Annotated in this window: 16 protein-coding genes and 1 pseudogene; 9 read left to right on the top strand and 8 right to left on the bottom strand. The window is 56.1% G+C overall.

Annotated elements, in window-relative coordinates; genetic code table 11:
- Window positions 1-308: 308 nt before the first annotated feature.
- Complete coding sequence (alaA, locus tag H7R76_RS07560) at window positions 309-1,526, top strand: alanine transaminase AlaA (protein ID WP_106924272.1); 1,218 nt, start codon at window positions 309-311, stop codon at window positions 1,524-1,526.
- An 83-nt stretch (window positions 1,527-1,609) separates the two neighbouring features.
- Window positions 1,610-2,209 carry a 5'-deoxynucleotidase gene (gene yfbR / locus H7R76_RS07555; RefSeq protein WP_182967394.1) on the top strand — a complete coding sequence of 200 codons (600 nt, stop codon included), beginning with the start codon at window positions 1,610-1,612 and terminating at the stop codon, window positions 2,207-2,209.
- 108 nt (window positions 2,210-2,317) lie between these two features.
- Here the strand turns inward: yfbR and H7R76_RS07550 are convergent, their stop codons facing one another.
- The 4 genes from H7R76_RS07550 to yfbV form a co-directional block, all read right to left on the bottom strand.
- Window positions 2,318-4,150, bottom strand: a complete 1,833-nt coding sequence (locus tag H7R76_RS07550) for an SLC13 family permease (RefSeq protein WP_182967392.1) — start codon at window positions 4,148-4,150, stop codon at window positions 2,318-2,320.
- A 102-nt stretch (window positions 4,151-4,252) separates the two neighbouring features.
- Window positions 4,253-4,912 carry a sugar phosphatase gene (locus tag H7R76_RS07545; RefSeq protein ID WP_182930253.1) on the bottom strand — a complete coding sequence of 220 codons (660 nt, stop codon included), beginning with the start codon at window positions 4,910-4,912 and terminating at the stop codon, window positions 4,253-4,255.
- 11 nt (window positions 4,913-4,923) lie between these two features.
- The gene (locus H7R76_RS07540; protein WP_035892491.1) at window positions 4,924-5,418 is read right to left on the bottom strand and encodes a YfbU family protein; all 495 of its coding nucleotides are present in this window, start codon (window positions 5,416-5,418) and stop codon (window positions 4,924-4,926) included.
- Between the two features lie 81 nt (window positions 5,419-5,499).
- Window positions 5,500-5,955 carry a terminus macrodomain insulation protein YfbV gene (gene yfbV / locus H7R76_RS07535; protein ID WP_106924269.1) on the bottom strand — a complete coding sequence of 152 codons (456 nt, stop codon included), beginning with the start codon at window positions 5,953-5,955 and terminating at the stop codon, window positions 5,500-5,502.
- 336 nt (window positions 5,956-6,291) lie between these two features.
- Here yfbV and ackA point away from each other — a divergent pair, with 336 nt between their 5' ends.
- Both ackA and pta read left to right on the top strand, forming a co-directional pair.
- On the top strand, window positions 6,292-7,494 hold the full coding sequence (gene ackA, locus H7R76_RS07530; protein WP_182930252.1) for an acetate kinase: 1,203 nt from the start codon (window positions 6,292-6,294) through the stop codon (window positions 7,492-7,494).
- 77 nt (window positions 7,495-7,571) lie between these two features.
- Window positions 7,572-9,716: a phosphate acetyltransferase gene (pta, locus tag H7R76_RS07525; protein ID WP_106924267.1), complete on the top strand. Its 2,145-nt coding sequence runs from the start codon at window positions 7,572-7,574 to the stop codon at window positions 9,714-9,716.
- 93 nt (window positions 9,717-9,809) lie between these two features.
- Here the strand turns inward: pta and yfcD are convergent, their stop codons facing one another.
- The 4 genes from yfcD to H7R76_RS07505 all read right to left on the bottom strand — a co-directional run bounded on the left by yfcD (window position 9,810) and on the right by H7R76_RS07505 (window position 13,215).
- On the bottom strand, window positions 9,810-10,361 hold the full coding sequence (gene yfcD, locus H7R76_RS07520; RefSeq protein WP_106924266.1) for an NUDIX hydrolase YfcD: 552 nt from the start codon (window positions 10,359-10,361) through the stop codon (window positions 9,810-9,812).
- A 57-nt stretch (window positions 10,362-10,418) separates the two neighbouring features.
- Window positions 10,419-10,970: a phosphodiesterase gene (gene yfcE / locus H7R76_RS07515; protein ID WP_106924265.1), complete on the bottom strand. Its 552-nt coding sequence runs from the start codon at window positions 10,968-10,970 to the stop codon at window positions 10,419-10,421.
- A gap of 56 nt (window positions 10,971-11,026) precedes the next feature.
- Complete coding sequence (yfcF, locus tag H7R76_RS07510) at window positions 11,027-11,671, bottom strand: glutathione transferase (RefSeq protein WP_106924264.1); 645 nt, start codon at window positions 11,669-11,671, stop codon at window positions 11,027-11,029.
- Window positions 11,672-11,796: 125 nt separating this feature from the next.
- A complete protein-coding gene (locus H7R76_RS07505) occupies window positions 11,797-13,215 on the bottom strand; it encodes an aldehyde dehydrogenase family protein (RefSeq protein ID WP_182967390.1) in 1,419 nt (472 codons plus the stop codon).
- Window positions 13,216-13,318: 103 nt separating this feature from the next.
- On the opposite strand from H7R76_RS07505, the gene H7R76_RS07500 reads away from it, so the two are divergent.
- The 5 genes and pseudogenes from H7R76_RS07500 (at window position 13,319) to H7R76_RS07480 (ending at window position 16,591) form a co-directional block, all read left to right on the top strand.
- Window positions 13,319-14,227 carry a LysR family transcriptional regulator gene (locus H7R76_RS07500; protein WP_182930248.1) on the top strand — a complete coding sequence of 303 codons (909 nt, stop codon included), beginning with the start codon at window positions 13,319-13,321 and terminating at the stop codon, window positions 14,225-14,227.
- Window positions 14,228-14,281: 54 nt separating this feature from the next.
- A complete protein-coding gene (gene folX, locus H7R76_RS07495; RefSeq protein ID WP_106924262.1) occupies window positions 14,282-14,644 on the top strand; it encodes a dihydroneopterin triphosphate 2'-epimerase in 363 nt (120 codons plus the stop codon).
- 21 nt (window positions 14,645-14,665) lie between these two features.
- A complete protein-coding gene (locus H7R76_RS07490) occupies window positions 14,666-15,562 on the top strand; it encodes a TIGR01777 family oxidoreductase (RefSeq protein WP_106924261.1) in 897 nt (298 codons plus the stop codon).
- A gap of 222 nt (window positions 15,563-15,784) precedes the next feature.
- A pseudogene (locus H7R76_RS07485) lies at window positions 15,785-16,016 on the top strand (hypothetical protein).
- Between the two features lie 17 nt (window positions 16,017-16,033).
- Window positions 16,034-16,591 carry a helix-turn-helix transcriptional regulator gene (locus tag H7R76_RS07480; protein ID WP_182967389.1) on the top strand — a complete coding sequence of 186 codons (558 nt, stop codon included), beginning with the start codon at window positions 16,034-16,036 and terminating at the stop codon, window positions 16,589-16,591.
- Window positions 16,592-16,630 lie beyond the last annotated feature (39 nt).

Genomic DNA, 16,630 nt, shown 5'->3' with positions numbered 1-16,630 from the left:
AAAATCGTTGAAGGATGATTAAAGTATATCCAGGCAAATGAATCTTAAGCTAAATCATTTCTTTTTTATCAGACGTAAACACCACACCTAGACCAGATAGCGGTAGATTGAACTGCAAAGCAATAAATTAACAAAAGATCGCACAAAGAGACACGTCATTCCTTAGTAAAAAACATTGTCCCGGCATCAAGGAATGAACAAAATCTTCTACTGCTAACCCTTCAAAACGACGGGGATGGGGAGTACATTGTTCGGTGCTGACTTCCACGGCAGGGAGTGGCGATAACAGCTAAAAAGGTCAAAGATTCATGTCCCCCATCGAAAAATCCAGCAAGTTAGACAACGTTTGTTACGACATTCGTGGCCCGGTTCTTAAAGAGGCCAAACGCCTTGAAGAAGAAGGCAACAAGGTTCTTAAACTGAATATCGGCAACCCGGCTCCTTTCGGGTTTGACGCGCCGGATGAAATTCTGGTCGACGTGATCCGCAACCTGCCGACGGCGCAGGGCTACTGCGACTCCAAAGGCCTTTACTCCGCGCGTAAAGCGATCATGCAGCACTACCAGGCGCGCGGCATGCGCGACGTGACGGTAGAAGATATTTACATTGGCAACGGCGTTTCCGAGCTTATCGTGCAGGCCATGCAGGCGCTGCTCAACAGCGGTGATGAAATGCTGGTGCCGGCTCCCGACTACCCGCTGTGGACAGCGGCGGTGTCGTTATCCAGCGGTAAAGCGGTGCACTATCTGTGCGACGAGTCCGCCGACTGGTTCCCGGATCTCGACGATATCCGGGCCAAAATCACGCCGCGCACCCGCGGTATCGTGATCATCAACCCGAACAACCCGACCGGCGCGGTGTACTCGAAAGAGCTGCTGATGGAGATCGTGGAAATTGCCCGTGAGCACAACCTGATCATCTTTGCCGACGAAATCTACGACAAGATCCTGTATGACGCCGCGCAGCACCATTCGATCGCCGCGCTGGCGCCGGATCTGCTGACCGTGACCTTTAACGGCCTGTCCAAAACCTACCGCGTCGCTGGCTTCCGTCAGGGCTGGATGGTGCTGAACGGGCCGAAGAAACACGCCAAAGGCTATATTGAAGGGCTGGAAATGTTGGCTTCAATGCGCCTGTGCGCCAACGTTCCGGCGCAGCACGCCATCCAGACCGCGCTCGGTGGCTATCAAAGCATCAGCGAGTTTATTACGCCCGGCGGGCGTCTGTACGAACAGCGCAACCGCGCATGGGAGCTGATCAACGAGATCCCGGGCGTTTCCTGCGTCAAACCGCAGGGCGCGCTGTATATGTTCCCGAAAATAGACGCGAAACGTTTTAATATCCACGACGATCAGCGCATGGTGCTGGACTTCCTGCTCCAGGAGAAAGTGCTGCTGGTTCAGGGCACCGCCTTCAACTGGCCGTGGCCGGATCACGTGCGTATCGTTACCCTGCCGCGTGAAGACGATCTGGAAATGGCCATCACCCGCTTTGGCCGCTTCCTGTCGGGTTATCACCAGCTGTAATCGTGTCCAGGCCGTCGGCATTTGCATCCGACGGCCATCTCTGCGCACAATGCCTTTACCACAGTTACTGCGTAAGGGTCGCTATGAATCAGAGTCATTTTTTTGCCCACCTTTCCCGCCTGAAGTTAATTAATCGCTGGCCGCTGATGCGCAACGTGCGCACCGAAAACGTCTCTGAACACAGCCTCCAGGTCGCAATGGTCGCCCATGCGCTTGCCGCCATTAAAAATCGCAAATTTAACGGCCAGGTCAACGCAGAACGTATTGCCCTGCTGGCGATGTACCACGACGCTTCTGAAGTGTTGACCGGCGATCTTCCTACGCCGGTGAAGTACTTCAATTCGCAGATTGCCCAGGAGTACAAGGCGATAGAAAAAATTGCCCAGCAGAAGCTGATTGAAATGGTGCCGGAGGAGCTGCGCGATATTTTTGCGCCGATGATCGATGAGCATCAAAGCAGCGACGAAGAGAAAGCAATCGTCAAGCAGGCCGATGCGCTGTGCGCTTATCTGAAGTGTCTGGAAGAGCTGTCGGCCGGCAACAATGAATTTCTGCTGGCCAAAGGTCGTCTGGAGAAAACGCTGGCTTCACGGCGCAGCGAAGAGATGGACTACTTTATGGCGGTGTTCGTGCCAAGCTTCCATCTTTCGCTGGATGAAATAAGTCAGGATTCACCGCTGTAACGCCTCCGGATGGCGCTGCGCTTATCCGGCCTACAGGAAGTGAACCGTAGGCCGGATAAGGCGTTTACGCCGCCATCCGGCATTGCGCGCCTGCCCCTGCGAAAATCGTCAGAACGGGAACAGAATCGGCACCAGCACGACGCAGATAATCATCACCAGCACGGTAAACGGCACGCCTATTTTGACGAAGTCGCTGAAGCTGTATTTCCCCGGTCCCAGAACCAGCGTATTCACCGGCGATGAAACCGGCGTCATAAAGGCCGCCGAAGCGGCCATGGCGACGATCATCGCAAACGGATACGGCGAGACGCCCATCGATTTCGCCGTTGCCAGCGCAATCGGCGCCATCAGGACCGCGGTCGCGGTGTTAGAGATAAACAGGCCAATCGCGGCGCACATCACAAACAGACAGCCCAGCATCAGGTAAGGCCCCTGCCCGCCGCCGATATCCATCAGCCCTTTCACCACCAGATCAACGCCGCCGGTTTTTTGCAGCGCCAGCGCAAACGGCATCATGCCGACGATCAAAATGATGCTCGGCCAGTGAATCGATTTATAGGCGCTTTGAGCATCAATGCAGCGGAATTTGCCCATCAGCAGGCAGGCTATAATCGCCGCAATCGGGTTAGGTATTTCGTCGGTCAGCATCAGCGCCACCATCAACACCAGGCAGAAAACCGCGTGCGGGGCCTGGCTGTGGGCGGGTGAAGCATCGCTGACTTCAACCGGCAGGTTAAGCACGACGAAGTCACGACCGTTTTGCGCCAGATGGCTTATCTGCTTCCAGTTTCCCACCACCAGAACGATATCGCCCGGCTGCAGGGATTCATCGACCACCGAGCCGTCCAGCGCCTCGCCGTCGCGCTTCATGCCTACCACGTTGAGGCCGTAGCGGGTACGGAAGCCCATCTCACGAATGGTTTTGCCAATCAGCTCAGACTCCGGGATAAGCGAGACTTCTGCCATCCCCACGTCCAGCGCCTGATCGGAGAAATACTCGCCGCGCAGCACCATCGGCTCCAGCATTTGCTCGGAACAGAACTGACGCAGGTCGATTTCGGCGGCGGACATGTCAATCAACAGCACGTCGCGGGCGCGGAATTCCGATACCCCGTTAACATTGACGATCACCCGGCGGAAACGCCGCCAGCGCTCGACCCCGATAATGTTAGCACCGTAGCGCTCGCGCAGCTTCATATCGTCCAGACGCTGGCCGATCATCGGCGAACCGGGGCGAATGGCCAGCCGACGGGCGCGACCGGTTAACCGGTATTCTTTGATTAAATCACGGAAGGTGCTGCGCTTGCGCCCATCACGCGGCTGGCTGTTGTCGTCACCCTTGAGCATAAAGCGCATCACCAGCATATAGAGGATACCGAACACCAGCACTACCAGGCCTATCGGCGTGACGCTGAAGAAGCCAAAGCCCTCCAGCCCTTCGCGAATAAGCTCACTGTTGATAACCAGGTTTGGCGGCGTGGCCACCAGCGTCATCATGCCGCTGATAAGACCGGCAAAACTCAGCGGCATCATCAGCCGCGATGGCGAGATATTCATGCGCGCCGAAACGCTTAGCACCACCGGAATAAAGATAGCGACAACGCCGGTCGAACTCATAAATGCCCCGAGTCCGGCGACGGTCAGCATCAGAAATACCAGCATTTTGGTTTCGCTGTTGCCCGCCACCTGCACCAGCCAGGAGCCCATCTTGGTTGCAACCCCGGTGCGGACCAGGCCGTCTCCGATAATAAACAGCGCGGCAATCAAAATAACGTTAGGGTCGCTAAAACCAGAAAAGGCTTCGCTAAGGCTAAGCGTGCCGCTGAGCACGAAAGCCACGATAATGCCCAGCGCGATCGCATCCATGCGCACCTTGCCGGTAGCAAAAAGCACCACCGCAATCGCCAGCAGACAGAGCACCCAAATCAGTTCACCGTTCACAGCACATCCTTGTCATCAAATAAGCGGTAAGTTGTTCAAGTAAAAAGCCGTTAACCATAGTGACAGAAAAAAGCCCCAGCAACGTGGGGCTAAATCATAAGATCATGCATTCTGCGAGACGTTGACCAACCCGCTCGGCAGTTTTTCCACACGAAGCGACGCCAGCGTCGATAGCACAAAGTCAACCTGCCGCAGTTCCGGCGTTCCGGCGGGTACGTTCACCGCCGCCACGCGACAGCCTGCAGCCAGGCCAGACTGTACCCCCGCAGGCGCATCTTCAACCACCAGACAGCTCTGCGGCGCCAGCCCCAGTCGCTCGGCACCCAGCAGGTAGGCATCGGGCTGCGGCTTACCCCGCTTCACCTGCTCGGCGGTGACAAACACCGCCGGCATCGGCAGACCGGCCGCACGATGGCGAGCATGTGCCACCGGAATCGATCCGGAAGTGACAATCGCCCATGGAATATGCTGCGCATCGAGCTGGTTCAGCAGCGCCAGCGCGCCGGGCAGCGCGCTGATACCGTCAAGATCGGTGGCTTCTATCTGCTCAAGACGCAGGAATTCCGCCTGAATTTCCGCTTCCGATTTACCCGGCATAAAGTGACGTAGCGTGGTGATGGCCTGCTTGCCATGGATAAAATCCAGCACCGCGTCAGGACTGACGCCGTAGCTTTCGGCCCAGAAACGCCAGGAACGTTCCACCACCGCCAGTGAATCTACCAGCGTACCGTCTAAATCAAACAGGAACCCCTTACACTGCACGGCGGCCTCCATCAGGCATTGATGATCTGATTAATTTCGTTGCTGCTCAGGTGATACTGGCGCGGGCAACCGTGCCAGACGTTCAGCATACGCTGGTATTTGTCCCACATCGGCGTCTGGGCGTTGAAACCGTGGGTGCCGGCATCAAAGTGGGTATAGCGGCCTTCCACGTTCACCATAAAGCGCACATAGCCAAGGAAACGCGCTTCGGTCGCGGCGTCAAAGCCCAGGAAGGTCACGCGGCGTTCATCAATGGTGTCGGCATCTTTCAGGTTGGTCCAGGAAACGTGCAGCGCGTGGTACATTTCCATAATGTCGATAACGATGCGGCAGGTCTCTTCTTTGAGCTCCCCGAATTCCCTGTCCAGTTCACGCATCTGCAATCCATAACCACGTTCAATAATGGTTTGCAGGCGGCGGTAGCGCTCAGCGTTGTCGGGATCAAGCATAGTCATCATTTTGTACTGATTAGACAAAATCAGACGTTGAGCATGGGTCATTTCCATTTTTCGACTCCTGTTGCGCGTTGCGGCAAAAAAAAAGACACAAAGTTTGTGTCTTCTTTTATATGCGTTTTTCGCTATCAATTACAAATCATCGAGGAAAGTTTTATCCAGTTGTTTGAAGGCGCGCTTAAGCGTGTCAGCCAGCGCCTGGTAATCCGGCTTACCTTCGACCGGCGACAGCGCCTGCCCGGCTTCCTGTAATTTGCCGCGCACTTCGTAGAACCACTGCAGCGTTGACGGCGGCAGCGGCGTCACGGAACGCTTGCCTAACCACCACAGACCCTGCATCGGCAGGCTGAGGGCGAACAGCGCGGTCGCTACCGCCGGGCCGAGCTGACCGCCGAGCGCGATTTGCCAGCAGAGCGTAAATATGGCCAGCGGCGGCATGAAACGGATCGCATGGCGCGTCGCGCGAATCACACGGTTCTCAACAAACACCGGCGCAAGACGTTTTTCCAGCGGCCACGTCTTTGCATAGTGCTGCCCCCGGCTAAACAAACTGAAAAAACTGACCGGGCGTTGCTCGGGAGTCGACATGGCTTACCTCAACTTCACGTATAAAATTTAAAATATTTTTTAAAACAACAACTGCGTATGACATCGTTCAAAAAATTTTGGCATCCACCCGACGATCGGGTATCCTGTGCCAGCCTGAGATAGCCAGATTCTATCCCCTCCGGCATATCAAATTATCGCATATTCTGCCATTGGCTGAAAATTATGCAAAATGGCTTAGAATCAATATGTATTTCTTAGATCATGCCTGAAAACTGTTCCGGGCATGATGTTAATCATAAATGTCGGTGTCATCCTGCGCTACGCTTTATGACTCATTGACGTTTTTTTAGCCACGTATCATAAATAGGTACTTCCATGTCGAGTAAGTTAGTACTGGTTCTGAACTGCGGTAGCTCCTCACTGAAATTTGCCATCATCGATGCAGTCAACGGTGAAGAGTACCTCTCTGGTTTAGCCGAATGTTTCCATCTTCCAGAAGCACGTATCAAGTGGAAAATGGACGGCGGTAAACAAGAAGCGGCTTTAGGTGCAGGCGCCGCTCACAGTGAAGCGCTGAACTTCATCGTTAATACAATTCTGGCACAAAAACCAGAACTGTCTGCTCAGCTGACCGCGATCGGCCACCGTATCGTACACGGCGGCGAGAAGTACACCAGCTCCGTTGTGATCGACGAATCCGTTATCCAGGGCATCAAAGACTCTGCCTCTTTCGCGCCGCTGCACAACCCGGCTCACCTGATCGGTATCGCCGAAGCGCTGAAATCCTTCCCGCAGCTGAAAGACAAGAACGTTGCCGTATTCGATACCGCGTTCCACCAGACCATGCCGGAAGAATCCTACCTGTACGCTCTGCCGTACAGCCTGTACAAAGAACACGGCATCCGTCGCTATGGCGCGCACGGCACCAGCCACTTCTATGTTACTCAGGAAGCCGCTAAGGTTCTGAACAAGCCGGTTGAAGAACTGAACATCATCACCTGCCACCTGGGCAACGGTGGTTCTGTTTCTGCTATCCGCAATGGCGTATGCGTCGATACCTCTATGGGTCTGACCCCGCTGGAAGGTCTGGTGATGGGTACCCGCTCTGGCGACATCGACCCGGCTATCATCTTCCACCTGCACGACACGCTGGGTATGAGCATCGACCAGATCAACAAGATGCTGACCAAAGAGTCCGGTCTGCTGGGTCTGACCGAAGTCACCAGCGACTGCCGTTATGTAGAAGATAACTACAAAGAAAAAGCGGACGCTAAACGTGCAATGGACGTTTACTGCCACCGTCTGGCGAAATACATCGGCTCTTACACTGCGCTGATGGAAGGTCGTCTGGACGCCGTTATCTTCACCGGCGGCATCGGTGAAAACGCTGCAATGGTGCGCGAACTGTCCCTGGGTAAACTGGGCGTTCTGGGCTTCGAAGTTGATCACGAACGTAACCTGGCTGCGCGTTTCGGCAAGTCTGGCTTCATCAACAAAGAAGGCACCCGTCCTGCCATCGTTATCCCGACCAACGAAGAGCTGGTCATTGCACAAGACGCCAACCGTCTGACTGCCTGATATCACACCGCCAGCCTAGCTGGCGGTGCTGTTTTGTATCCCGCCCAAAACCGGCGGTAAACGAAAGAGGATAAACCGTGTCCCGTATTATTATGCTGATCCCTACCGGAACCAGCGTCGGCCTGACCAGCGTCAGCCTTGGCGTTATCCGTGCTATGGAACGCAAAGGCGTTCGTCTGAGCGTCTTTAAGCCAATCGCTCAGCCGCGCACCGGTGGCGATGCACCTGACCAGACGACCACTATCGTTCGCGCTAACTCATCTACCACCACGGCAGCTGAACCGCTGAAGATGAGCCACGTAGAAGCCCTGCTCTCCAGCAATCAGAAAGATGTGCTGATGGAAGAGATCATCGCTAACTACCACGCGAACACCAAAGATGCAGAAGTGGTTCTGGTTGAAGGCCTGGTCCCGACCCGTAAGCACCAGTTCGCGCAGTCTCTGAACTACGAAATCGCCAAAACGCTGAACGCAGAAATCGTCTTCGTGATGTCTCAGGGTACCGACACCCCAGAGCAGCTGAACGAGCGCATTGAACTGACTCGCAACAGCTTCGGCGGCGCGAAAAACACCAACATCACCGGCGTCATCGTTAACAAACTGAACGCACCGGTTGATGAACAGGGCCGTACTCGTCCGGATCTGTCTGAAATTTTTGACGACTCTTCCAAAGCGCAGGTCGTTAAAATCGACGCTGAACAGCTGAAAAGCACCAGCGCAATGCCAATCCTGGGCGCGGTACCGTGGAGCTTCGATCTGATCGCCACCCGCGCTATCGACATGGCACGCCACCTGAACGCGACCGTGATTAACGAAGGCGACATCAACACCCGCCGCGTGAAATCCGTCACCTTCTGTGCACGTAGCATTCCGCACATGCTGGAACACTTCCGTGCAGGTTCCCTGCTGGTGACCTCCGCAGACCGTCCGGACGTGCTGGTTGCCGCCTGCCTGGCCGCCATGAACGGCGTAGAAATCGGTGCCCTGCTGCTGACCGGCGGCTACGACATGGATCCGCGCATCAGCAAGCTGTGCGAACGTGCATTCGCTACCGGCCTGCCGGTATTCATGGTGAACACCAACACCTGGCAGACCTCTCTGAGCCTGCAGAGCTTCAACCTGGAAGTTCCGGTTGATGACCGCGAGCGCATCGAGAAAGTTCAGGAATACGTGGCTAACTTTATCAATCCAGAATGGATTGATTCCCTGACCGCGACCTCTGAACACAGCCGTCGTCTGTCTCCGCCGGCATTCCGCTACCAGCTGACCGAGCTGGCGCGTAAAGCAGGCAAACGCGTTGTTCTGCCGGAAGGCGACGAACCGCGTACCGTTAAAGCCGCTGCCATCTGTGCCGAACGTGGTATCGCCACCTGCGTACTGCTGGGTAACCCGGATGAAATCAACCGCGTTGCGGCGTCTCAGGGCGTTGAACTGGGCGCTGGCGTCGAAATCGTTGACCCGGAAGTGGTTCGCGAAAGCTACGTGGCTCGCCTGGTCGAACTGCGTAAGAACAAAGGCATGACCGAAACCGTTGCCCGCGAACAGCTGGAAGACAACGTGGTTCTCGGTACCCTGATGCTGGAACAGGACGACGTTGACGGTCTGGTTTCAGGTGCCGTTCACACTACGGCGAACACCATTCGTCCGCCGCTGCAGCTGATCAAAACCGCGCCGGGCAGCTCTCTGGTGTCCTCCGTGTTCTTCATGCTGCTGCCGGAACAGGTTTACGTTTACGGTGACTGCGCGATCAACCCGGATCCAACTGCAGAGCAGCTGGCAGAAATCGCTATTCAGTCCGCTGAATCCGCGATTGCTTTCGGTATCGAACCGCGCGTGGCGATGCTGTCCTACTCCACCGGTACCTCTGGTGCAGGTAGCGACGTAGAGAAAGTACGTGAAGCGACTCGTCTGGCACAGGAAAAACGTCCTGACCTGATGATCGACGGCCCGCTGCAGTACGATGCTGCCGTTATGGCTGACGTTGCGAAATCCAAAGCGCCGAACTCTCCGGTTGCCGGTCGCGCTACCGTGTTCATTTTCCCGGATCTGAACACCGGTAACACCACCTACAAAGCGGTACAGCGTTCTGCCGACCTGATCTCCATCGGGCCGATGCTGCAGGGTATGCGCAAGCCGGTGAACGACCTGTCCCGTGGCGCGCTGGTAGACGATATCGTCTACACCATCGCTCTGACCGCGATTCAGTCTTCACAGCAGGGCTAATCCTTCTGCCGCCCGTTCGCGGACGGTTTAGGGCAAAAAAAATCCGGAAGCGGGAAACCGTTCCGGATTTTTTATATCTGTAGCAGAGCGACATTATTCGTCGTCTGCGTCTTCCTCTGCATGGGTTTCGTTGTTTGCGTTGCGGGTCATCCACAGCGCCAGCGCCTTCAGCGAGTCATCGGTAAACTCATCGCAACGCGCGGTGATCTCTTCCGGCGTCATCCAGCGTACGCCGCTGACTTCTTCTTCCTGCAGGGCAAACGGCCCGTGGGAGACGCAGCTAAACAGGCTTCCCCAGACGCGACAGTTTTTATCTTCAAAGTAGAACTGCCCGTGATCGGCGAACGGTACGCCAGCAATGCCTAATTCTTCTTCTGCCTCGCGGCGGGCTGAGTCCAGCAGCGTTTCATCAGCCTGAACAACACCCCCAGCGGTGGCGTCCAGCATACCCGGCTGGTAGTCTTTTGTTTCGGTGCGGCGTTGCACCAGAATTTTGCCCATACCATCATGCACGACGATATAGGTTGCCCGGTGACGCAGGCACTGCGCGCGCATCTGTTCACGGCTCGCCTGCGCGATGACCTCATTGTCCTCGTTGACAATATCGACCCATTCCGTGCTTGCCAAATGATTCTGCTCGACCATCCGAAAACCTTACCTTGAAAGCGCTCTTTATGGCGCGTTTTATGATTGATGGGTAACTTACGGGTTAATAGCAACCTCTGCAATAACCTGTTGATCATTGAGTGTCAAAACGTGCAATTTATGACCATCAAGCAGCCCATAGCTGGCAGCGAAACCGCCCTTGGGAATGCTAACCGAACCGGGGTTAAATAAGAATATCTGTTCATGCTTTTCTGCCACCGGCAGATGCGTATGTCCAAAAACAAACACATCACCGGCTGCCAGCGGCGGCAGGTTGCCGGGGTGATAAAGATGCCCGTGGGTCAAAAACAGACGCTGATGTTCGGTAAGAACCTGCTGCCACGGCGCGCTAAGGGGAAACTGCAGCAGCATCTGATCAACTTCGCTATCGCAGTTACCGCGCACGGCAATAATCCGCTCCGCAACGCTATTGAGCCGCTCGGCAACCTGCGCGGGCGCATAGCCATCGGGTAAGGCGTTGCGCGGCCCGTGATTGAGTACATCGCCCAAAATAACCAACCAGCGTGCACCGCTCTCGTGAAAGCGGGCCAGCACTTTCTCAGCGGCCGGTAGCGAGCCGTGAATATCCGATGCAAACATCAGCTTCATTAATCAAATCTCCCACGATGATAACCCTGTTATCATAATGGATTCTCTCGTTTTTTTCAGCCTGCGCGTTTGGCCGAGAGCGCAACATAGCGCTGTACCGACGCCCTCTGCCACTGGAAGGCAGCGTAATCCGCCAGCGCCTCCGGCACATCGTCGCCGTTGAACACCAGACGGTTGAGCATCAGCGCCAGGTCAGTATCGGCCAGACACCACTCGCCAAACAGATTAGGACGCCCGTGGGCAAGCAGCGCACTGGCGGTGTCAAACAGTTTAGCTGCGCTTTTGCGTCCTGCGTCCGTCAGCGGCGCTTTTTTCTCACCGGCAAAGATAACCGACGTCGGACGTTCTTCGCGTATCGGCATCAGGTCGCTGCGTAACCACGCCTGGATCTGTCGTGCACGGGCGCGTTTTTGCAGATCGTGAGGGTACAAACGCTCCCACTGCGGCGGCGCGAAGCGTTCATCAAGGAATTCGGTAATGGCGGAGGATTCGCTGAGCTCAAACCCTTCAAGCTCAAGCAGCGGCACGCGGCGGGTCGCCGAATAGCCGCGCCAGCCCGGCTGGAGGTGCTCGCCGAGGTCAAGGTTAACGGTCTTTAGCGTAAACGCCAGCCCCTTCTCCTGCAGGGCAACGTAGACGGACATCACGTAGGGTGAGAAAAAATCGGAATCAGACCAAAGCGTTATCACAGGCTGGCTCATAGCGTCCTCAATCACGGGCAGGAGATGCACGAACGATGGACGCAGAACGCGTCCATCCAACATAGCTGTCAACATAGCCTGTCTGGCAGGTGATGTCACTTGTCCGCAACATGAGGATTTTGCAATCAGCCGACCACCAGCGTTTTCGGCTCAAGATAGGCCTGCATGCCCCATTTTCCCATCTCGCGGCCCAGCCCTGACTGCTTCATGCCGCCAAACGGCGCCAGCGGTTCATGCTCAAGGGTATTGACCATCACGCGGCCGGATTCAATCCGCAGCGCCAGCGCCTCGCCTCGTTCCCGTGAGCCGCTTAATACCATCGCGTTCAGGCCATACTCGGTATCGTTGGCAATCGTCAGCGCTTGTGCCTCGTCGCGATAAGGGATCAGTACCAGCACCGGCCCAAAGATCTCTTCGCGGGCAATACGCATCTGGTTGTTCACATCGGTGAAAATGGTCGGCTTCACGTACCAGCCTTTTTGCTGTCCCGCGACGCGCCCTTCGCCACCAACCAGAATCCGCGCGCCCTCCTGCTGACCTAACTGAATATAGCCCTGCACCCGCAGCCACTGTTTCTGGCTGACCATCGGGCCAATCACGGTCTTACTATCACGCGGGTCGCCGGTGGTGAACCCGGTCATCGCCTCGATAAATGCCTGCTCAAACTCAGCCTGACGGGAGGCGGGAACCAAAATACGCGTCCCGGCGATGCACGCCTGCCCGCTATTCATAAACCCAGCTTCCAGCGCCAGATGTACCGCCACCTTCACATCCACATCATCGAGGATCACGGTCGGCGATTTGCCGCCCAGTTCCAGCGTGACGCGCTTAAGCGTGCGGGCACCGCTTTCCACAATGTGTTTGCCCACCGCCGTCGAGCCGGTAAAGGAGATTTTGGCGATGTCCGGATGGTGATTGATCGTTTCCCCCACCACGTCTCCCCGCCCGGTGACAATGTTAAACACGCCCGCTGGAATATGCGCGGCGTGCAGAGCCTCAGTCACAATCTGCGTCTGCCAGGCGCTCATTTCGCTCGGTTTGATAACCGCGGTACAGCCGGAAGCCATCGCGGTCGCCAGCTTATTGCAGATAAAACCGGCATTGCTGTTCCACGGCGTAATCAGCCCGGCGACACCGACCGGCGTCATCACTACTTTGGCGCGGCCAACCTGTTCTTCGAAGCTAAATTGCTTAAGCGCATCGATGGCGCAGCGAATCGTCTGAGCCGGCCAGGACACCATCCAGTGTGCACGTACCGATGGCGCACCGTACTCGGTGACCAGCGCTTCCAGCAGATCGGCTTCTCGCGCCTGTACGGCCAGGTACATTCTCTCCAGCACCACAATACGCTCTTCACGGGTCGTCTGCGACCAGGCCGGGAACGCGGCTTTCGCAGCGGCAATAGCGCGCAGGGTGTCCTCTTCATCCGCCAGTCGCACCTCGCCAATCACGGTTTCGGTTGCAGGGTTAAACAGCTCAAAAAGCTCACTACCGTGTGGGGTAACAAACTCGCCGTTGATGTAAATCTGGTTGATGTGCAGCATGATTCGGTCCTCTCATCGTGGGATGCCGTGGAGTATAGGAGCCGCGCATCGTAACGATAAGAGGGTATAATATGGACGACCTGTCACGAAAATCGGAACAATCATGCACCGCAGCGGCCTTACCGAACTTGAAATCGTCCTTGCCGTCACCCGCCAGCAGAGCTTTCGCGCCGCGGCGCGCGAGTTAGGGATGTCGGCGACCGCCGTCAGCAATGCCGTTGCCGGGCTGGAATCGCGGCTTAACGTCCGGCTTTTTAACCGCACCACCCGCAGCGTGGCGCTCACGGAACAGGGCCAGCGCTACGTGGCGCGCATCGCTCCGGCCCTGGCGGAAATACAACGCGCCGCCGAGGAGATTGCCGCCGAACCGGGAAACCCGACGGGGACGCTGCGCATCAACGCGCCGCGCGAATGCGTTTCACTGCTGTTCCAACTGTTTGATACTTATCTGCAACGCTACCCGCAGATGCGCCTGGATATCACCACCGAGTCACGGCTTATCGACATCGTGTCAGAGGGATTTGACGCGGGTATCCGCCTTGCCGAGTCCGTCCCGCAGGATATGATTGCCGTCGCACTGACGCCGGATGCGCGCATGCTGATTGTCGGCTCACCGGACTACTTCAAACGCCACGGTACGCCCGTCTCGCCAGACGATCTCCAGCAGCATCAGAGCATCGGTATGCGCATGTCCCACGGCGGTGTTTACCACTGGGAACTGGAGCGCCATCAGCAGAAATTTACCGTCAATATTCCAGCGCGGATTACCGTCAGCGAAATGCAGGCCATTCACCGTGCCGCGCTGGCTGGACTGGGGCTGGCGTTTATTTCAGAATGGTTTATTCAGGACGAACTCCACAGCGGCAAACTTATCAGCGTTTTGGATGAGTGGTGCCCAACCTTTGGCGGCCTGCGCCTTTATTATCCGGGACACCGACATGTGCTACCGGCGCTACGCGCGTTTGTTGAACTGGCGCACGAACTGAACGCGCGCCAGACCCTGCCGCGATAAAGATGCTTTAGTGTATGATGCACTGGAAAACAAAAATTAAGGAGAACACCTGCAATGTCTCAATCCGACGCTGTCATTCGCATCAAAAACCTGCGCCTGCGTACCTTCATCGGCATTAAGGAAGAAGAGATCGCCAACCGCCAGGACATCGTTATCAACGTGGAAATTCGCTACCCGGCGGACAAGTCGCGCAGCAGCGAAGATATCAACGATGCGCTGAACTACCGCACCATTACCAAAAACATCATTCGCCACGTTGAAAATAACCGTTTCTCTTTACTGGAAAAATTAACGCAGGATGTGCTCGATATCGCACGCGAACATCACTGGGTCACTTATGCTGAAGTGGAGATCGATAAACTTCACGCGCTGCGCTATGCCGATTCAGTATCCATCACCCTGAGCTGGCAACGCTAAGCGCTCCCTGTGGGAGGTGGCATGAAAATTCTGCTAACCGGCGGCACCGGGCTGATCGGCCGCCATTTAATTCCGCGTTTACTGGCGCTCGGCCACGCGGTTTGCGTGGTGACCCGCTCTGCGGATAAAGCCCGGCAAATGCTTGATGCTCGCGTTGAGATCTGGCCAGGGCTTGAGAAGCCGTCCAGCCTCGACGGCATTGACGCGGTGATTAACCTCGCCGGTGAGCCCATTGCCGACAAACGCTGGACCGCGGCACAAAAGCAGAAATTATGCGATAGCCGTTGGGCCATCACCCAGCGCATCAGCGATCTCATTCAGGCTAGCCAGACGCCACCCTCGGTGCTGATTTCCGGTTCAGCAACCGGCTACTACGGCGATCTTGGCGAAGTGGTGGTCACCGAAGAAGAGCCGCCGCACAACGAATTCACCCACAAGCTGTGCGCCCGCTGGGAACAAATTGCCAGCAGCGCGCAGAGCGAGCGTACCCGCGTATGCCTGCTGCGCACCGGCGTTGTTCTGGCCCCAAAAGGCGGTATTCTTGGCAAAATGGTGCCGCCATTTAAGCTCGGCCTCGGCGGCCCGATAGGTAGCGGCAGGCAATATCTGGCGTGGATCCATATCGACGATATGGTCAACGGTATTCTCTGGCTGCTGGATAACGATTTACGCGGGCCTTTCAACATGGTTTCACCTTACCCGGTGCGCAACGAGCAATTTTCTCATGCCCTTGGTCAGGCACTGAATCGCCCGGCAATTCTTCGCGTTCCCGCTACCGTTATACGCCTGCTGATGGGCGAATCCTCGGTGCTGGTGCTGGGCGGTCAGCGCGCGCTCCCCAAACGGCTGGAGGCCGCCGGGTTCGCGTTTCGCTGGTACGATTTGGACGAAGCGCTGGGCGATATTCTCGCCCATTAAGTTTTCATACGACGGTGATGGCGCCCGGCTATCACCGCCCTTCCCCCACTTCTGGAATTCGCCACGCATTTCGGCCATCGAACGCATCTCCCTCTGATACAAACGTGAAGCCGATTCCAACGCGTTACCTCTGGCTTTGTCATAACAGGCCAATGCGCATTTTTGCATCAGCTTACCGTTGACATTCGTCAACAAAATATCAATACTCTGCGGGAACCACTGATGAAGGAACATCCAGATAAACATATCAGGGCGGCCATTGATTACGCGCTAAAGCACGGCTGGTTGTTTATCGCTGGCGGTAAAAGTGCCCACTGTTTTGGCCGTTTTGCAGTGCGGTACGGCCGAGCACCGCGATCATATGATGAGCATATGGTCGACACCTGCCGTTCCGCTACATCACGCGCGGCAAATCATGCGCATGGTCGAGAGCTGTCAGCCCAGAAATTCGTAGAACAAGGGAGAAACAAAATGCCATTATTTAACTTCACGCTGACGCTTTCAGGCGTCAGCCGCAGCACGCCAAATCTTGAAGATGCGCTTTATCATGCGCATTGCGATGATGCCCTGATCTGCTTTTACGGGACGGCGGTCTATCTTGATTTCGACCGGGAAAGTGACACATTAGAGCAGGCTATTCTTTCTGCTATTCGAGATATTGAATCCGCCCCCTTGCTCAATGCGCGGGTCGAATCGGTTGATTCAACCCTGGTTGGGCTTAGCGACATTGCCGAACTCACCGGCGTTTCCCGGCAGGCAATTTCACTGCTTAAAGACGGGGCTCGCGGTGGTGGTCAGTTTCCTGCGCCCATTCAGCGCGTAAAGGGTAACTCCCCACTCTGGCGCTGGCAGACAGTCGTGCAATGGCTGGTAACTGAGGGCCGCATCGCTGAGACTTCGCCGATGGTTGCCCATGCCCGCACGCTGGATAGCCTCAACCTGGCACTACAGCTTCGCGCCTCTCAGGAGAGCAAAACGGTACTGCACTATTTCCAGCATCTGGAACACAAGACCGCCTTCAGTGGCTAATTCCGTGCCAATCCCTCTCTTCCGGTGCTAGAGTACAGC

It is taken from the genome of Klebsiella sp. WP8-S18-ESBL-06 (assembly GCF_014169755.1).
In the GTDB taxonomy this organism is placed as follows: domain Bacteria; phylum Pseudomonadota; class Gammaproteobacteria; order Enterobacterales; family Enterobacteriaceae; genus Kluyvera; species Kluyvera ascorbata_B.
Note: the sequence above shows the minus strand (reverse complement) of the source record. Positions and strands in the feature narration are given on the sequence as shown.